Origin of the sequence: Mycolicibacter sp. MU0083 (assembly GCF_963378075.1) — a bacterium.
Lineage (GTDB): Bacteria > Actinomycetota > Actinomycetes > Mycobacteriales > Mycobacteriaceae > Mycobacterium > Mycobacterium kokjensenii.
Map to the genome: position 1 here is coordinate 3945260 of NZ_OY726394.1, position 20500 is coordinate 3965759.

Sequence of the window (20500 nt, forward strand, 5' to 3'; positions counted from 1 at the left end):
CATCATGATCCGCCGCCCTTGCCACCTGTACCACCGGCGCCGCCCTGACCGGGCGTCGCACTGTCGGTACCGCTGGCGTTGCCGCCGTTGGCCCCGGCCGATCCGGTCCCACCGGGCAGGCCGCTGCCGCTCGCGCCACCGGTACCACCGGTGCCGCCCTTGCCGCCACCACCGGCAGACCAACCGTTCTTGCCGGTGCTGCCGTTGCCGCCGACGCCACCCTTACCACCGGTGCCACCGTTGCCGCCCTTGCCGTCGGCACCATCGGCGCCCACGCCACCGGCCGAACCGTCGCCGTTGCGGAGTGCGCCACTGGCGCCACCGGCGCCCGCGGAGCCTCCGGTACCGCCGACACCACCGGTGCCACCGGTGCCACCGGCACCGGCGGTGTTGCCCTTGGAACCGGTGCCACCCTTGCCGCCGACGCCACCGTCACCGCCGTTGCCGCCGGAACCTCCGGCACCGCCCTTACCGCCGGCGCCACTGTTGCCGGATTCGGTGCCGCTGGCACCGCCGGCACCACCTGCGCCGCCCGCGGCACCGGCAGTGCCGTCGCCACCGATACCGCCGGTACCGCCGACGGCCCGCTCGCCACCCGTGGTTCCCGTGGTCCCGGTCGTCCCGGCAAGGCCCTGGCCACCGGCGCCGCCCTGACCACCGGCGCCGCCGTTGCCGTGCAGTGCGGCGTCGCCGCCCACGCCACCGTCGCCACCGGCCTGGGCCGCGGTCGTACTGGTCGCGTTGGATCCGGTGCCACCGTTACCGCCGGCCCCACCGTTTCCGGTGCTGCCCGCGACGCCGGCCGCGCCGCCGGCCGCCTGCGTGGTGTGGTCGCCGTCCCAACCGCCGGCCCCGGCCGTGCCGACCGCGCCCGCCGTGCTGGAGCTGTTGCCACCGTTGCCGCCGGAACCGGCAACCGCACCGCCACCGCCACCGGCGCCATGACCACCGCGGCCGCCGTCACCGGCGTTACCCGCGGAGCCGGCCGCACCGCCGACGCCGCCGGCGCCGTCGGCACCCGCCGCGCCGTTGGTCGCGGAACCGCCATAGCCACCGTTGCCGCCGGTGCCACCGTCGGCACCGTCACCGGCCGTTCCGGTGGCGTCGCCACCGTTACCGCCGTTACCGCCGCTACCGGCGGCCGCGTCCGCGCCGGCCAGACCGTCGGCCGCGTCGCCGCCGTTACCGCCGGCGCCACCGGTGCCACCGACACCGCCACGTCCGCCGTCACCGGAGACCGTGCCGCCGGCACCACCGTTGCCACCGGATCCGCCGTCGCCGCCGCCGACACCGTTGGTGCCGTCGCCGGACGCCTCGGTGATCCCGTGGGTACCGGCCGCACCCGCGCCACCGTCACCACCGGCACCACCGGTGCCGACCGTTCCGGCCGCGCCACCGTTGCCGCCGTTACCACCGGTCTGGGCGAAACCGTCGGCGAGAATCTGGCCGGTACCACCGTTGCCGGCCGCGCCGCCGTTACCCCCGGTGCCGAGTGCACCGTCGTTGCCGTCCGCGGCAGGTCCGCCGCTACCGACGCCGCCGGCACCACCGGCGCCGACCGCGGCGCGGTCACCACCGGCGCCACCGTTACCGCCGTTCCCCGCGACGTGGTTCACGCCGCCACCGGAACCGGCCGCACCGGTACCACCGTTACCGGCGTTACCGGCGTTGCCGCCGTTACCGCCGACACCCGCGGCGCCGTTGATGGCACTGCCACCCGCACCACCGGCACCACCGGCCGCAGCGTCGCCACCGGCGCCACCGTGACCACCGGCCGCACCGTTGACGCCGACGGCACCGTTGCCACCGTTGCCACCGCTGCCGCCGTGGCCACCGGCACCACCGACACCGGCGTTACCCGAGACCGTGCCACCGGCACCGCCGTCGCCGCCCTGGCCGCCCATCGCACCGCTGATGCCGTCGATGCCGTTGCCGGACCCATCGGTGGTTCCGTTCGTGCCGGAGGCACCCGCACCGCCGGCACCGCCCGCGCCGCCGTTGCCGACCGCGCCCGCGTCCCCGCCGGTACCACCGGCGCCACCGGCCTGCGCCACGCCGCCGATCAGGACGCCGCTGCCGCCCTTACCGCCGGCTCCACCGTTACCGGTGGAGACATCGCCGTCCGCGCCCGCCTTGCCGTCGGCCGCGATGGTGCTGTTGCCGCCGATACCGCCGTTACCGCCCGCGCCGCCGAAGCCCGCGTAACCGCCGCTGCCGCCGTCGCCACCGTCGCCGGCCACGAGGTCGCTGCCGCCACCGGCACCGTCACCACCGTTGCCGCCACGACCGGCCGCACCGCCGGCACCACCGTTACCGCCGATACCGCCGGCACCGGCAGCACCCTGCGTGCCGTTGGTGGCGGCGCCGCCGAGGGCACCCGCACCACCGTGACCGCCGACGCCACCGTTACCGCTGATGCCCGCGTCGCCACCGTCCTGGCCGTCGGCGCCGCTGCCGGCCGCCGCGCTCTGTCCGTCGGTGCCCTGGGCGACGCCGCCGACACCACCGGTACCGCCGGTGCCGCCGCGGCCACCGGCACCACCGTTGCCGGAGATGCTGCCGCCGGCACCGCCGACGCCACCGTTACCGCCCGCGCCACCGTTGGAACCGTCGGTGCCGTTGCCGCTGCCGTCGATGACGCCGTTGGCACCCAACGCACCGGCGCCACCGTTACCGCCGGCGCCACCGTTACCGATGGTGCCGGCCGCACCGCCGATACCGCCGTTGCCGCCGGCCTGCGAAGTGCCGTCGACGAGCAGTTGGCCGAGACCACCGTGGCCGGCGTTGCCGCCGTTGCCACCACCGCTCAACGATCCGTCCGTACCGTCGATGCCCGGGCCGCCGCTGCCGGTGCCACCGGCACCACCGAGTCCGGCTGCGGCACGGTCACCACCGGCACCACCGTTGCCGCCGTTGCCGGCCGCGGCGTTCACGCCACCGCCGGCGCCGTTGCCGCCCGTGCCACCGTTCCCGGCGATACCGGCGTTACCGCCGTTGCCGCCGTTGCCGGCGAGCCCGTTGACGGCGCTACCACCCTGGCCGCCGTCGGCGCCCGATGCCGCGTCGCCACCGGCGCCACCGTTGCCACCGTGGCCACCGTTGACCCCTGCGGCACCGTTGCCACCCGTACCGCCGCTGCCGCCGTTACCGCCGTTACCGCCGTTACCGCCGTTGCCCGAGATCGAGCCGCCGGCGCCGCCGTTGCCGCCCAGCGCACCGGCCGTGCCGATGGCGCCATCGGTGCCGTGCCCGTCACCACCGGTGGATCCGGCCGCACCGATGGTGCCGTGACCACCGTTACCGCCGTTACCGCCGTCGCCGATGTTGCCACCGTCGCCACCGTTACCGGCCTTGCCACCGGCCTGGTGGCTGCCGACGGCGTTGCCGCCGTTGCCGCCGTTACCGCCGTCGCCGCCGTGCGTCGCCGCGGCACCGTCGATGCCGTCGGCTCGGTGCGTGCCGTCCGCGTTGGCACCCCCGGTGCCGCCGGTACCGGCGGTACCGATGTCACCGCCGTGACCGCCGTTGCCGCCGGAGCCGGCCAGAGCGTTCACGCCGCCGCCGGCACCGTCGCCACCGTCGCCACCGTCGGCGCCGTTACCGGCGTTACCGCCGTTACCGCCGACCGTTCCGAAACCACCCACGCCGGCCTTGCCGTTGGTCGCGGTGCCGCCTGCACCACCGTTACCGCCGTTACCGCCGTTACCCGCGTTACCGCCGTTGCCGCCGTCACCGCCGTCGCTGCCGACACCGCCGGTGCCGGCGATCGCGTCCAGGCCGGCCTTGCCGACGAAACCGTTGCCGCCGTTGCCGCCGTTGCCCGCCAAGCCGGCGCCGCCACCGGCGCCACCGTCACCGGAGATCGTGCCGCCCGCACCACCGGCACCACCGTCGCCGCCGTTACCGCCGGACTGGCCGTTGCGGCCGTCGACCGAGGCGGCCGTGCCGTTCGCACCGTTGCCACCGATGCTGCCGGCGCCACCGAAGCCGCCCGCACCGCCGTTGCCGTAGGTTCCGGCGTCGCCGCCGGCACCACCGATGCCGCCGTGCTGCGGGTTGCCGTTGGCCAGCAGCTGTCCGCTTCCGCCGCGTCCGCCGTTGCCACCGTTGCCGCCGGTGCCGGCGCCGCCGTTGCCACCGTCGACCGCCTTCTGGCCGTCACCGCTGAGGCCGGCCTTGCCGCCGAGACCGAAGTCGCCGCGGTCACCGCCGTCGCCGCCGTTGCCGCCGCGGCCGGCTGCCGCGTTGGAACCGCCGCCCGCGCCGTTGCCACCGTTGCCACCGTTGCCGGCGTTGCCCGCAGCACCACCCTGGCCGCCGTTGCCGCCGATACCGGCCGCACCGTCGTTGCCATCGGTCGCGGTACCGCCGACGCCGCCCTGACCGCCGTGTCCGCCCATGGCGCCGGAACCGCCGTCGCCGCCGTGTCCGCCGTCGCCGCCGGCCAGGCCGCTGCCGAACGCCGCGGACTGTGCCGAGGTGCCGCTGGCACCGTGACCGCCGCGTCCACCGGCTCCACCGGCACCACCGGCACCACCGGCACCGGCATCGCCGGACTCGGTTCCGCCGTCGCCGCCCTTGCCGCCGTTGCCGCCGGCGCCGCCCGCGGTGCCGTCCGTGCCGCTGCCGCCGTTACCGGCGCCGTCGACCACACCGTCGATCCCGGCGATACCGGCCGAGCCCGCGCCACCGTTGCCACCGGCGCCACCGACGCCGACCGGACCGGCCGCACCACCGTCACCGGCATGGCCACCGTCCTGCGCGGTGCCGTCCGCGCGGGTGATACCGGCACCACCGTTACCACCGGCGCCACCGTTACCGCCGGTCGCCGCGGCACCGGCCGCGCCCTCGGCGGCCTGCTCGGTGAGGCTGGCGTTCCAACCGCCCTGGCCCGCGGAGGCACCGGCCTCGCCGCGGACACCGCCCTGGCCACCGGAGCCACCGGAACCGGCCTGGTCCGCGGTGCCGCCGCCGGCGCCGTGGCCACCGTTACCGCCGTTACCGGCGTTGCCCGCGTCGCCGGCGTTGCCGCCCGCGCCACCGACACCTTCGGCACCTGCCGCGCCATTGGTCGCGGTACCGCCGAAGCCACCGTTACCGCCGGTGCCGCCGTTACCACCCACGGCACCGTCACCGGCGTCGCCGCCGTCGGTGCCATCGCCGCCGCTACCTGCGACAGCGTCGGTTCCCGCGGTGCCGTCCGCACCGCTACCTCCGTTGCCGCCATGGCCGGCTGCGCCACCGTTACCACCGACACCGCCGTCACCGGACACGGTTCCACCGGCGCCACCGACACCACCGGTGCCACCGTTACCACCGTCGGCACCGTCGGTGCCGTTGCCGTCGACGTCGGTGATGCCGTGCACCGTCGCACCGGTACCACCGTGACCGCCGGCACCACCGGTGCCGACCAAGGCCGCGTTGCCACCGGCACCACCGGTGCCACCGCCCTGACCGGTGTTGGTTCCGGAGATCAGGCCGGCACCGGCGCCACCCTGGCCGCCGGCCCCACCGTCGCTGCCGACGCCATCGTTTCCGGCCGCACCGGCTTCCGCGGCACCGTCGGTTCCGGTCCCACCGAGACCCGCGGTACCGGCGGCACCACCGTCGGCACCGTCGCCGCCGGCACCACCGTTGCCGGCGTTCGTGCCGCCGCCGCCGCCGAGGCCGACGCCACCGACACCCGCGGTACCGGCGTCGCCACCGTCACCGGCGGCACCACCCGCGCCGCCGAGGCCGTCGGTGGCGTCGCCACCCTGGCCACCGACACCGCCCTGACCGCCGTTACCGGCGTTACCGCCGTTGCCACCGTCGGTGTCGACCACCGACGCATCGGCGCCCGCGCCACCGGCGCCGCCGTTGCCGCCGCGTCCGGCGTTACCACCGGCACCACCGTTTCCGGCCGTGGTGCCGCCCGCACCACCCTGGCCGCCGTTGCCACCGGTACCACCGGTGAATCCGGCAGTGCCATTGCCGTTGGCGTCGGTGATACCCGCGACGCTCGCACCGACGCCGCCGACACCGCCGGCACCACCGTTGCCGAACGCTGCCGCGTCACCACCGGCACCACCGACACCACCGGCCTGACCGGTCAAACCATCACTGGCCAACCCGACACCGGCACCACCGTTACCACCGGCCGCACCATCACTGTGCAGACCGGCCTCACCGGCGCCACCATCGCCACCATCGGCGTTCGCGTCCACACCGGCACCACCGACACCACCGACACCGGCAGCGCCACCATCGGCACCGTCACCACCACGACCACCGTTACCGGCGGCATCAAAGCCACCGCCACCCAGGCCCGCACCACCGGCGGCAGCCAGACCCGCGTCACCACCGTCACCGGCGTCACCACCGGCACCACCGTCACCGGCCGCCGACGCGCCACCGGCACCACCGGCACCACCGGCGCCACCGGCACCGGCCGCACCACCATTGCCACCGGCCTCGCCGGCCACCGTCGCATCCGCCGCCGCGCCACCGTTACCACCGGTCGCACCCTTGCCGCCGGCACCACCGGCACCACCGGTACCCGAGTTGCTACCCGCAGCACCACCGGCACCACCGGTACCACCGGCGCCGCCGACACCACCCGCGGTGCCATCACCGTTGATGTCGGTGATACCCGCCGCACCTTCGGCACCCGCACCACCGGCACCACCGGCACCACCGTTGCCGTCGGTGGCCGCGTCACCACCGGCACCACCGACACCACCGGCCTGACCGGTCAAACCATCACTGGCCAACCCGACACCGGCACCACCGTTACCACCGGCCGCACCATCGCTGTGCAGACCGGCCTCACCGGCGCCACCATCGCCACCATCGGCGTTCGCGTCCACACCGGCACCGCCGACACCACCGACACCGGCAGCGCCACCATCGGCACCGTCACCACCACGACCACCGTTACCGGCGGCATCAAAGCCACCGCCACCCAGGCCCGCACCACCGGCGGCAGCCAGACCCGCGTCACCACCGTCACCGGCGTCACCACCGGCACCACCGTCACCGGCCGCCGACGCGCCACCGGCACCACCGGCACCACCGGCGCCACCGGCACCGGCCGCACCACCATTGCCACCGGCCTCGCCGGCCACCGTCGCATCCGCCGCCGCGCCACCGTTACCACCGGTCGCACCCTTGCCGCCGGCACCACCGGCACCACCGGTACCCGAGTTGCTACCCGCAGCACCACCGGCACCACCGGTACCACCGGCGCCGCCGACACCACCCGCGGTGCCATCACCGTTGATGTCGGTGATACCCGCCGCACCTTCGGCACCCGCACCACCGGCACCACCGGCACCACCGTTGCCGTCGGTGGCCGCGTCACCACCGGCACCACCGACACCACCGGCCTGACCGGTCAAACCATCACTGGCCAACCCGACACCGGCACCACCGTTACCACCGGCCGCACCATCACTGTGCAGACCGGCCTCACCGGCGCCACCATCGCCACCATCGGCGTTCGCGTCCACACCGGCACCACCGACACCACCGACACCGGCAGCGCCACCATCGGCACCGTCACCACCACGACCACCGTTACCGGCGGCATCAAAGCCACCGCCACCCAGGCCCGCACCACCGGCGGCAGCCAGACCCGCGTCACCACCGTCACCGGCGTCACCACCGGCACCACCGTCACCGGCCGCCGACGCGCCACCGGCACCACCGGCACCACCGGCGCCACCGGCACCGGCCGCACCACCATTGCCACCGGCCTCGCCGGCCACCGTCGCATCCGCCGCCGCGCCACCGTTACCACCGGTCGCACCCTTGCCGCCGGCACCACCGGCACCACCGGTACCCGAGTTGCTACCCGCAGCACCACCGGCACCACCGGTACCACCGGCGCCGCCGACACCACCCGCGGTGCCATCACCGTTGATGTCGGTGATACCCGCCGCACCTTCGGCACCCGCACCACCGGCACCACCGGCACCACCGTTGCCGTCGGTGGCCGCGTCACCACCGGCACCACCGACACCACCGGCCTGACCGGTCAAACCATCACTGGCCAACCCGACACCGGCACCACCGTTACCACCGGCCGCACCATCGCTGCTCTGGCCGGCCTCGCCCGCCGCGCCGTCAGCCCCGTTGGCGTTCGCGTCCACACCGGCACCGCCGACACCCGCGACACCGCCGGCACCACCATCGGCACCGTCACCACCGCGACCACCGCTACCGGCCGCGTCGCCGCCGCCCCCGCCGAGGCCCGCACCACCGGCCGCGGCCAGGCCCGCCGCGCCACCGTCACCGGCGTCACCACCGGCACCACCGTTGCCGGTGGCCGACGTGCCACCGGTGCCGCCGGCACCACCTGCACCACCGTTTCCGGCGTTGCCGCCGGCGCCACCCGCGGCACCATCCACGGTCGCATCGTCGGCAGCACCGCCGTCGCCACCGATACCACCCTGGCCACCGGCACCGCCGATGCCACCGTCACCGGCGTCGGTGCCACCGGCACCACCGGTACCACCGGCGCCGCCCGCACCGGCGTTGCCACCGGCGGTTCCGTCGCCGTTGCCGTCCGTGCTGCCATCGGTGCCGTCGGCACCGCGGCCACCGGCACCACCGGCGCCACCGTTGCCGCTGGCGGCCGCGTTACCACCGGCACCACCGACTCCACCGGCCTGACCGGTCAAACCATCACTGGCCAACCCGACACCGTCGCCGCCGGCGCCACCCGCACCGCCGTTGCTACCGGCACCGACCTCGCCCGCACCACCGAGGGCGCCGCCATCGGTACCACTGCCGGCCGCACCGGCCGCGCCGCCGTTCGCACCGTTACCACCGACACCACCGGCACCGGCCGCGTCGAAGTCGCCGCCGCCCAAGCCCTTGCCACCGTCGGCCGCCTCACCGGCCGCGCCACCGTTGCCCGCGTCGCCACCGGCGCCACCGGCACCGATGGTCGAGGTACCACCGGCGCCACCGGCTCCACCGGTTCCACCGGCACCGGCGTCGCCGCCGCGGCCACCGGTTCCACCGGCGACCGACGCGTCGTCTGCCGCACCACCGTTGCCGCCGGTACCACCGGTACCGCCGGCCCCGCCTACGCCGCCCGTGCCGGAGTTGGTGCCTCCGGCGCCACCGGTGCCTCCGGCGCCACCGTTACCGCCGGTCCCGCCGGCCGTCCCGTCACCGTTGATGTCGGTCTCGCCGTGCACGCCGGTTGCACCCTGGCCACCGATACCACCGGCGCCACCGTCACCGTCGGTCCCGGCGTCGCCGCCGTTGCCGCCGCGGCCACCGTCCTGGACGGTGCCATCGGCGAGCACCTCGCCCTTACCGCCGGCGCCACCGGCACCACCGTTACCCGCGGCGCCATCCGCGCCGACGGCGCCCGAGGCCGCCGTCGCCGAACCGCCGCTGGAGCCACCGGCACCACCGGCACCACCCTGTCCGGCCACCGAGTCGGCGGCGCTACCGCCCTTACCGCCGGCACCGGCCGCCGCCTGGGTGTCGCCCGGGGCGGCGCCACCGGCACCGGCACCACCGGCACCACCGTTACCCGCGGCCCCACCGGCGCCACCGTCGCCACCGATGCCACCGGCGCCGTGCGCGCCGGCCGTGCCGTGCGTCGACGCGCCACCGGCGCCACCGGCGCCACCGACACCACCGACACCACCGTTGCCGGCCGTGTTGTCCGCGTCGCCACCGTCGCCGCCGTCTTCACCGGAACCGGCTGCGGCATCGATACCCGCAGCACCGTCGGCGCCCGCGCCACCGACACCACCGGTACCACCGCGGCCACCGACACCACCGGCACCACCGTTACCGGCTTCGGAGCCACCGGCACCACCGGCGCCACCGACACCACCGGCACCACCGGCCAGACCCGTCGTGCCATCACCGTTGACATCGGTGTATCCGGCCATGCCTTCGGCACCGGCGCCGCCGTTACCGCCGGCACCACCGTTGCCCAGCGAACCACCGTCACCACCGGCACCGCCGGCACCACCTGCGGTTCCGGCGACGGTCGCGTCCGCGCCGTCGCCACCCCGACCACCGTCACCGCCGCCGGTCGCCGCCTCGCCTACCGAACCCGCAGCGCCATTGGTCGCACCGGCACCACCGGCACCGGCCGCACCGGCCACACCCGCGTCACCACCGCGACCACCCTGGCCACCGTCGATGTGCGTGGCATCACCGTCGGCACCGTCACCACCGTCGCCACCGACACCGGCCGCACCACCGTTGCCACCGTCACCGCCGTCACCGGTCTTGCCCGAAGAACCGAGCAGACCACCGGCACCGCCGGCACCACCGGCACCACCCTTACCGCCGACGCCACCGTCACCACCATCACCGGCATCGCCGCCCGCGCCACCCGGGGTGACCGCATCGCTACCGTCAGCGCCGTTGCCGCCGTTACCGCCGTCGGCGCCCTGGCCGCCGGCACCGCCCTGGCCGCCGGACCCGATCAGCCACGAACCCTTACCACCGGCACCACCGGCACCACCGTTGCCGCCGGCATTGCCGAACTGACCGTCTAGAGCGAGAGTGCCGACGACACCGTCCGCGCCGGCCAGGCCGAGGGCGCCGTCACCACCGACACCACCGTTACCACCAACGCCATAAGCAAAACCGATACCGGCACCACCGGCACCACCAACACCACCATCACCACCATTGACACCAGTGCCACCAGCGCCACCATCACCGCCGACACCCATGAACCAACCACCGGCACCACCAGCACCACCATCACCACCATTGATACCGGCACCACCAGCACCACCATCACCGAAACTACCCGCCGCACCACCAGCACCACCGGTGCCATCAGCAGCCGTCCCACCGGCACCACCATCACCGAACCACAGACCACCAGCACCACCGGCAGCCTCAGCCAGCGTGCCCCCATCGACACCGTCCTCACCGTTACCGATCAGCAGCGTGCCAAAACCGAAGATATTGATGAAGTCCGCAACCGACGACCCGAACGAACTGTCCAGGAAATCCTGACCGAACTCATGCAACGGGTCATAGAACAACGACCCGAACCAATCATCAGCAGCCGCCGAACCCGGCACCAACGCCAACGACGAATCAAACGACAAACCCACATTCGACAGCAACGGCTCCCACGACTCACCGTCGAAAATCGTCTCCCACGACCCCGGCGAACCCAGATCCGCAAACGCCTCCGTCAGATCCGCACCAAACCAGTCCAGATCATCGGCCCGCGCCACCGGCGCCCCCGCCAACGGCGCCATCCCGAACGCCAGAAACGCGCCAACGGCACTGCTAGCGCCCAGAAGCCGTCGGCCGCGCCGACCCTGCTGACCGTTGCCGGAAGTGTTACGCCGTACCGCCATTTGGGATTTCCTATCTGTGTGGCCCACAGTTGTGCTCGTGTTGTCTGTCGATTAGTTCTGGATCGGCTGGCCTGATCAGCAGGCTCAGCCGGTGTAGCCCAACGCTTCGGCGATCTGGTTCGGAATGTCGTTGAACCACTCGGCCGCCAGACCGAAGAATTCGCCGTTGATGCTGAGCAGACCCAGATCTGTCAGGCCCAATCCGTCCAGCAATCCGTTGATGTCGAGGGTCCCGAAGCCGAGGTCGGTCAGCAGCGAGTCGATCGTGACGCCGTCGAGCCCGAGGCTGGAGACGATGGTGTTCAGATCGTTGCTGTCCAGGCCCAGCCAGCCGAGCAGGGTGCCCAGGGTCGGGTCGCCCAGGATGGACGTCATCACGTCGGTGATGAAGTCGTCGATGTGGACCTCGTCGAGGCCCAAGCCGCCGAGCATGCTGCCGATCGAGACACCGCCGAGCAGGTCTTCGATGGCGTCGTTGAGGTGCTGGTCGCCCATCCCCAGGCCGTTCAGCAGGCCCTCGATCGAGATGCCGCTCAACCCGAACCGGTCGATGACCATGTCGAGGTCGATGTTGTTGAAGCCCAGGTTGTTCAGCATCTCCTGGATGTTCATGTTCTGCAGCCCGAGGCTCTCGATGAAGCTCTGCAGGCCGATGCTGCTCATGCCCCAGTCGGTGAACAGCTCCAGGACCGAGGTGTTGGCCAAGCCCATACCGTCGAAGATGCTGACCATCAGGTCGTTCAGGGTCGGGTTGAAGCCCAGGTCGGTGAGGAACTCCTCGAGCGTGACGTTGCCGCTCAGGTCGCCCAGTTCGCCGAAGAGCCAGCCCAGGTCCATGCCGCCGATGCCGACGGCGCCGACGAGTTCGGTGAGGGTGGCGTCGTAGAGCCCCAGGTTCTCCAGGGTCTGCCCCACCGTGTTGGTGCCCAACAGGGCGTTCAGGGTCGGGTTGCCGATCTTGTCGACCAGCGAGGCCATGTCCTCGGGGAACCCGGGGATCTGCGATAGCGGGGTGTCGCCGACCGGAACCGTCTCGCCGGGCAGGTAGACCGTCGAGAGCATCTCGGTCATCTTGATGTCGAGGAACGGGGTCTCCGGCGGGATGCCGAGGGTGTTCTCCCCGATCGTCATCTCCGCCATCAGCTCGCCCAGCGTCATCGAGCCGAAGTCGGCCATCATGTCGTCGAGAGTGGTCCCGGGCGGGAACATTCCGGCGAACAGGTCCAACAGGCCGGTGTCACCGGTGAAGTCCGGGCCCATCATGCCGCTGTTCAGCATGTCGATCAGGGTCTGCTCGCCCATCTCGCCGAACAGCATGGTGATCCCGGAGCCGATGGTCACGTCGCCCAGTCCGAGTTCGGCGAACAGATCGGTCAGCGGCGGGTTGCCCAGCGAGTCGGTGATCAAACCGCCCACGGTCCAGGTCGGGTCGACCAGGCTGGACAGCGATTCGCTGCCCTGCGCGCCGAGGAATTCCTTGATCAGACCGCCCACGGTGGCGCCCTCACCGAGGAAGCTCATGACCAGGTCGGTGAGCGTGGGGTTGCCGATGTCGACCCCGGGCATGTTGAGCAGTGCGATCAGCAGGCTGGCGATCGAGTCCTCGGGGTCGATGCCACCGAGATCGGTCAGCAACTCCGCCATGCTGGGGTTGTCGATGCCGGCGCCGTGCAGCAGGCCGATCAGCAGTTCGGAGAGCTGCTGGGTGCCGATGCCGAACTCGTCGAGCAGGTCCACCGGTGTCATGTGGCCGTAACCGGCACCGTCGAGCAGGTCGAGGATCAGCGTCTCCAGCGGGACGTTGCCGATGCCGGCTTGATCCAGCAGGTCGATCAGGGTGGTGTCGCCCATGCCGGACAGGTCGACCACGCTACCGATGTCGAAGTTCGCGTCGATCGACTGGCCCGGAGTCAGCAGCCCGTTGAACAGCGGGATGCTGAGGTCGCCGGAGCTGAAGCCCTGGGTGCCGTTGAGGAAGGCGTCAAGCAGTGTGGCCGGCGCGCCGAGCAGAGCCGACAGCGCGCCCATCGGGTCGCTGAAGTCGAAGATCTGGTCGATGAGCTGCTGGGAGGCGGCGAACATCGCCATCCACGGGCCGAGGCCGGCGAGCAGTGAGTTGATCCACAGCGGCAGTTCGATGTCGATCTGCGCCGGGAACGGCATGATCTGGACGCCGATGCTGGGCATCGCGTTGGTGAAGATGTTGATGACGTCGGGGATGCCCGAGATCGCCTGATCGGGGTGGGTGAAGATGTGCTGCAGCAGGCCCCACATGTCGACCGAGTTCTGGTTCAGCGCCTGCAGGTTGGCCACCGTGTTGTTGAACAGGTCGGTGTAGGCCGAGAAGAAATCGCCGTCGGCGGTGAGTGCGACGGACCGGTGCTGCACTGCCGAAAGCTGTTGCAGCTGCGGCAGGTTCGACGCCACGGTCGGTACCGCGACGAGCCCCGCTCCGACGACGGCCAGACCGGTGGTGATGTAGGGACGAAGTGTTTGCTGCATGACGCCCTCCCGGACGGAAGTTCCGAAGTTGCTGTACCGGTCTTGCCGCTTACCCACCGAGCACCTCGGCGATCTGGTCGCCCAGGCCGTCGAGCCAGTAGGCCATCGAGCCGAAGAACTCCTCGATCTGGGCGTTGATCAGCGTGATGTCACCCATGCCCAGGGAGGCCAGCAGTTCATCGACGGTCTGAGTGCCGAAATCGCCCAGCAGCGACGTGACGGTCGAGGTGCCGAACAGCGATTCGACGAGTTCGTTGAGGGTCTGCGCACCCAGGCCCAGGTCGATGAGCTGATCGTGGATGGTGGAGGTGCCGAAGAACTGGTCGAGCAGGTCGCCGAGCGACTGGCCGCCGATGCCGTATTCGTCGAGCATCTCGTTGACGCTGGCCGGGCCGAGCGCCTGACGGATGATGTCCTCGATGGTCATGCCGCCCAGGCCACCGTCGTCGAGGGCGTTGGCCACGGTCTGGTCGCCGAGGAACTGGTCGAGCAGGTCGCTGATGTGCTGGTCGCCGAGGCCGGACTCGCCGAGCATGTCGGCGATGGTCTGATCCGCCGGCACCAGCTGGTTGATCAGGTCAGACAGCGTGGTGGAACCCATCGGCCCGAGCAGGTCCGCCAGCGGCTGGTCGGGCATGTTCGCCAGCACCAGGTCGGTCAGGGTCATGTCGGCGTAGCCGGCGGCGCCCAGCATGTCGCCGAGCGTCTGGGCGAAGTTCTCCTGGATCATCTGGGCCAGCGTCATGTTGCCCATCTCGCCCAGCAGCGAGACGATCGAGTCGTCGGCCCCGTCGCCCAGCATGGAGCCGATGGTCATGCCGGCGAGCGACTCGGCCAGATCCGCGTCACCGCCCTTGTCCAGCGGAGTGGCCCCGGTGGCCCGGAGCACGTCGTCGATGGTCAGGCTGCCGATGATGCCCATGTTCTGCATGTTGGTGAGCAGATCGCCGATCGACATGTCGTAGATGCCCATCAGCTGGACGACGTCGGCGAGGGTGACGGTGCCGAAGCCCGCGTAGGTCAGGACGTCGTTCATGGTGGTGTTGCCGGCGTCGCCGAGGATGGTGACGATCATGGCGCCCACGTCGGCGTTGGCAATCCCGGCGGAGCTCAGCAGGTCCATCATGGTCTGGTCGCCCAGCCCCAGGCCGTTGAGCAGCGAGGTGATGACCTCGTGAGAGGTGAGGTCGCCGCCGCCGAGCGCGTCGATCAGCGAGGCCGGGGTCTGGCCGCCGAGGCCGAAGGCGTCCAGCGCGGTCTGCAGCAGGCCGTTGAGGGTCAGGTCATCGGCGCCGATGTCGCCGAGCAGTTCGTTGACCGTCGGGTCGCCGATCCCCATCGCGTTGAAGACAGACACACCCAGGTCGGCCAGCTTGAGGTCGGAGATGCCCAGGTCGTCGGTGATGTCGACGACCGTGGTGTTGTCGAAGCCCAGCGCGTCGGTGATGTCGATGACCAGGTCGGCCACCGCGACGTCGCCGATGCCCAGCATGTCCATGATCTCGTCGATGGTGGGGTTGCCGATGCCCACCGCGTCGAGGATGGTCAGGAAGGCGCTGGCGGCCTCGATGTCGCCCAGGCCGAGCAGGTCGACCACGTCGACCGGGGTCTGATCGCCCAAGCCCACCGTGTCGAGCAGGCCGGTGAGCATGGCCGAGACTTCCATGGTGCCGATGCCGGTCTGGTCCAGCAGGCTGGCGATCGTCTCGTCACCGATGCCGAGTCCTTCGACCAGGTCGTTGCCGGTCATGTCGATGACCAGGTTCTGACCGGCGGCCAAGATGCCGTTGAAGGCCGGGATGCTGATGCCGGCGATGTCGATGGTGCTGGTGCCGTTCAGGAACGCGTCGAGCAACCGCGGGAACGCGGTGAAGATGGCCGCGAACGGGTCCATCGGGTCGGTCGGGTTGAAGATCTCGTTGAGAATCTTCTGCATCTCGTCGTTGACCGTGACCAGCGGACCGATGATGCCCATGCCGATGGTCAGGATCGGCGACAGCAGCACCATGACCGGGTCTTCGCCGCTGATCGTCGGCATGATCTGGCCCAGGAAGTCGAAGACCTCCGGCAGTCGCGACAGCGAACTCGGGTCGGTGAAGATCTGCTCGAGCAGGTTGCCCCAGCCGTTGTCGGTGCCCATCGCCACCAGGTTGTTGGCGGTGTTCTCGAACAGGTCGGTCCACGGGGTGAAGAAGTCCGCGGTGAGCTGAACCGCATGGTTCTGAACGGCCGGAAGGCCCCGTTGGGGCTCAAGTTGAGGCCGCAGTACAGCCGTGGGGACCACACCGTTTACCGCGATCAATGCGGCACCAGCGATGGCGACGCCGGGGGTGACGTACGGGCGAAGCGCCAGCTGCATCATGCTCTCCTACGGGTACTGACTACGGACGTTGCTTAAACTTACATGAGTTTTTCCGATTGTCTAACGGGAAACGTTGTAAGGAAAAACTTCGTAGAAACCCGGTTGAATCGCACGTGATGCGATAGGAGTGCACCGTCGCGGACGAGTGTATCCCCATGTCGCGGTGACGTTCGCGTTATTTTCCGATGTTTGTTCAGCCGTCACTCATGGTCTGTCGACGACCTGGCCGATCGCTAAGGTAGGGGGCACCATGATCGCGACCAACCTGATGGACATGCTCCAGCTGCAGGCCAACCGTTACGGCGACAAAACCGCCTTGAGCTACTGGCCCGACGGCACGGCCGAACAGGACCGAATCAGCTACCGGGAACTCGACGTGCGAGCCCGCGCGATAGCCGCCGACCTCCAGCGCCGCGGTGCCGCGGGCCGCCATGTCCTGTTGGCGTGCGAACCCGGCATATACAACGCCATCGGCTACTTCGGCTGTATCTATGCGGGCGCCATTCCCGCGCCGATGAACGAGAACATCACCAGACTCAAGCTGATCGCCGCCGACATCAACGCCGGGTTCGTGCTGGCGACCACGACCATGCAGACCCGGATCCGCGGACCGATCGACGCTCTGACACCCGACAACCCACCGCAGTGGTGCCTCCTCGACGACGACGCCCACGACGCCCACGGCTGGATGCCGCCGCAGCTCGGCCCCGACGACGTCGCGCTCATTCAGTACACCTCCGGTTCCACCAAGGCTCCCAAGGGCGTGATGGTCAGCCACCGGAATCTGCTGCACAACATGGAGGTGTCCCGCCGGCGCTGGAACGGCCACGACGGCGATATCGCGATGTGGTGGCTACCCCAGCACCACGACATGGGTCTGATCGGCGGCATGCTGGAGATGCTCTACACCGGCATCACCACTTATCTCATGGCGCCCAACACGTTCATCAAACGGCCGCTGAGTTGGCTGGAGATGCTCTCGCGGCACCGGGTCACCATCACCGGCGGCCCGACTTTCGCCTTCGATCTGTGCGTCAAGACCACAACACCCGCACAGCGTGCGGCCCTCGACCTGTCCAGCGTGATACACGCGTGGATCGGCACCGAACCGGTACGCGCCGCAACGTTGCAGGACTTCGCCGCGGCATTCGCGCCGGCGGGTTTTCAGCTGAACAGCATTCAGGCGGCATTCGGCTTGGCCGAGGCCGCGCTACTGGTGACCGCGATGCAGAGCCCGGAGGTCGGGGGCGCCCGCTATGTCGATCGCGGCGAGCTCAGTCGCAATCACCTGGTCGACGTCCCCGCGGATCACCCCGACGCGGTGCCATTGGTCAGCTGCGGCCCGGCGCTGGACGACATGCGGGTACTGATCGTGGATCCGGAGACTCGGCTCGAGTGCCCGCCGGATCGGGTCGGTGAGATCTGGACTTCGGGCCCGAGCGTCGCGCTCGGCTATTGGGGACGGCCCGAGGAGACCGAACGAACCTTCGGCGCACGACTGGCCGACAGTGACGACGGCCCGTACCTGCGCACCGGCGACCTCGGCTTCCTTTGCGCCGGAGAACTGTTCGTCACCGGCCGGTGGAGTGACCTGATCACGATCCGCGATGTCAACTACTACCCCAACGACATCGAGGACACGGCCAGCCGCAGCGATCCGGCGCTGATGCCGGGCCGCTGCGCGGCGTTCACGGTCAGACCGGGCGGAGGGGCCGACGAGCAGTTGGTGGTGGTCCAGGAGGTCAACCGTGCGTCGTTGGAGACGGACCTGACCGGTGCCATCGAAGCCATCCGTGCGCGGATCCTCGCCACCCAGGGCATCGCGGTCAACGACGTGCTGTTGGTCGAGCCCACCCACGTGCCGACCACCACCAGCGGCAAGATCCAGCGCAGTGCGGCCCGGGAACGTTTCCAGGCAGGCGGTTTCACCCCGGTCGCCGAATGGCATGCGCAACCCGCACCCAAGGCCAATGCCGGGCGCCCCGACCTGGGCCTACTGGGCAGTGCGTTCAAAGCCGCCGCGCAACGGCGGTCACGGCAGGGTCGATAGGCCCTCAGTTGTTTCCGGGGCGGGGCACCCGCTGCCCCAGCTGATTGGCGACGAGCCGGCCCAGCCCAGCCATCAACGCACGCTGGACCCCGTTCGCGGCGTTGGTCGCCGGTTTGGGTTCGGCCCACTCCGCCAGCACCGACAGTTCCCCGGCGAGGTACTGGTCCCGGCACGCGCTGCGCTGGATCTTGCCGCTGGTGGTGGTGGGAATCCGCATCGGCTTGAGCAGCACGACCGCCTGCGCGTCGATGCCGTGCCGGGCCCGGACCTGTTCGCGGATCGATGCGATCAGCTCGTCGAGATCGGTGCCGGCCGCCTCGTGGTGGTGCACCTCCTGCACCACCACCATGTACTCGGGCGCATAGGGTTCGGTCGGCAGTAGGAACACCGCGCCACGACTGGGCATCAACGCCGGGTGGCAGGCCTGCACCGTCAGCTCGATGTCGTTGGGGTAGTGGTTGTAGCCGGCGATCGACATCAGGTCCTTGTAGCGGCCGGTGACGTAGAGTTCCTCGTCCCGGAAGAACCCGAGGTCGCCGCTGCGCAGGAAGGGACCCTCCCCGGTGTCGGCCAGGCGGGCGTTGAACGCGTGCTCGGTCTCTTCGGGGCGGTTCCAATAGCCGACGCCGACGCTGGGTCCGGATACCCAGATCTCGCCGACCTCTTCGGCGCTACGACGCAACCGGGTATCGGGGTCCACGATCAGCACCTGCTGATTGGCGGGCCGTACCCCGCACGCCACCAGGCCGACGGCCCCTTCGGCATCGGCGGGTGTCTCGACCACCTTGTCCTCGCTGATGGCGCTCCGGTCGAAGTAGGTGACCACCGGGACCGGCGACTTGGACATGCCGGTCACGCCGAGGGTGGCCTCGGCCAGTCCGTAGGCGGGAATGAAGGCCTCGGGGCGGAATCCGGACGGACCGAACGCCTCGGTGAAGGACCGTAGCGTCTCGGGGTTGATCGGTCCGGCGCCCAGCACCGCGATCGACAGACTCGACAGGTCTAGTTCCGCGCGCTGCTCGGCGGTGCTGCGCTTGACGCAGGCTTCGTAGGCGAAGTTGGGCCCGGCGGTGATGGTCGCCTGGAAACGCGAGATCGCCTGCATCCAGCGGATCGGGCGCATCAGGAACGCGCTCGGCGACATCAAGACGGTGCTGCGTCCCCCGTAAATGGTGCCCAGGATGCCGCCGACGAATCCCATGTCGTGGTACTGCGGCAACCAGGACACTCCACTGATCGGGCTGTTCATCACGGGCGCATCGTCCGGGGGGTTCAACGCCCAACGCATGACTTCGAGGTTGGCCAGGTAGTTGCGGTGGGTGAGCACGCACCCCTTGGGCACCCCGGTGGAGCCCGAGGTGTACTGGATCATCGCGAGGCTGTCGCCGCTGATGTTCTGCAGTTCCCAGCTCGAACCGTCGTCCTCGACCTCGTCCATGGCCAGCCACGTCAGCTTTGGACCGTCGCTCAATCCGTCGACGGCAGCCTTCATCTTGGCCTGGGTCTTGGCGGTCGCCAGGGCGAACCGGGCATCTGCTTCGGGGACTACCGTTTCGATCCGGCGGATCGGCCAGTGCTCGTCGACCGGGATCGCGACGGCACCGGCGTAGAAGCAGCCGAACAATCCGACGACGCTGTCCACCCCGGGGCGGCACAACACCAGCACCCGCTGTCCGCCGGCGCCGCGACGCTGCAGGCTGGCTGCTATCGAGCGGGCGCGCCGATCCAGATCCCGGTAGGTGACCCTCGCCTCTTCGGTGTCGCCCTCCGGGCAGAAGATGAACGCCGGGGTGTCCTGAAAACGCGCAGCCTGCTGCTGCATCAGGTCAACCAGGGTGTCCAGCTCCAGGGGCGCCAAGGAGCTCGTCAGTTCTGCCATGTTCTACGTCTGCCTTCAACAAGTGCGTGGGGAACGGCCCACAGCGTAGCTCGCGACGGCGGCGACGTCGGGCGAAGTGGGGGCGCCCGCCCGTCCCCGCTGCTGGGCGTCCGGTTTCCGCGCTTGCCCGGCCCACCGACTCCACCCCCTGCCGTGCGCTCGGACTTCACACACCCCAATCACCCCATGCATCCGGGACGACACACCAGTCTCGTCAGTAACCGGTCAGGAGTACATGGCGTGGTGCCCGCCTCTGAGCGACAACGGGTGTTAGTCGACTTGTCGGCACAGCGTGCGACGGCCATTACCGACATAACCGCCGCCCACCGGCCGCCGCCACGCTCCGCGGCGCCAGTCACCATCGG

General features: G+C 70.8%; 5 protein-coding genes. 1 reads left to right on the forward strand and 4 read right to left on the reverse strand.

What is annotated here, in order from left to right:
* Positions 1-2: 2 nt before the first annotated feature.
* The 3 genes from RCP38_RS18510 to RCP38_RS18520 form a co-directional block, all read right to left on the reverse strand.
* On the reverse strand, positions 3-11342 hold the full coding sequence (locus tag RCP38_RS18510; RefSeq protein ID WP_308474358.1) for a hypothetical protein: 11340 nt from the start codon (positions 11340-11342) through the stop codon (positions 3-5).
* 84 nt (positions 11343-11426) lie between these two features.
* Positions 11427-13844, reverse strand: a complete 2418-nt coding sequence (locus tag RCP38_RS18515) for a hypothetical protein (RefSeq protein WP_308474359.1) — start codon at positions 13842-13844, stop codon at positions 11427-11429.
* Between the two features lie 49 nt (positions 13845-13893).
* Positions 13894-16203: an autotransporter outer membrane beta-barrel domain-containing protein gene (locus tag RCP38_RS18520; protein WP_308474360.1), complete on the reverse strand. Its 2310-nt coding sequence runs from the start codon at positions 16201-16203 to the stop codon at positions 13894-13896.
* A 253-nt stretch (positions 16204-16456) separates the two neighbouring features.
* On the opposite strand from RCP38_RS18520, the gene RCP38_RS18525 reads away from it, so the two are divergent.
* Positions 16457-18256: a fatty acyl-AMP ligase gene (locus RCP38_RS18525; protein WP_308474361.1), complete on the forward strand. Its 1800-nt coding sequence runs from the start codon at positions 16457-16459 to the stop codon at positions 18254-18256.
* Positions 18257-18260: 4 nt separating this feature from the next.
* Here RCP38_RS18525 and RCP38_RS18530 read toward each other — a convergent pair whose 3' ends face one another.
* Positions 18261-20135, reverse strand: a complete 1875-nt coding sequence (locus tag RCP38_RS18530) for a fatty acyl-AMP ligase (protein ID WP_308474362.1) — start codon at positions 20133-20135, stop codon at positions 18261-18263.
* Between the last annotated feature and the right edge of the window lie 365 nt (positions 20136-20500).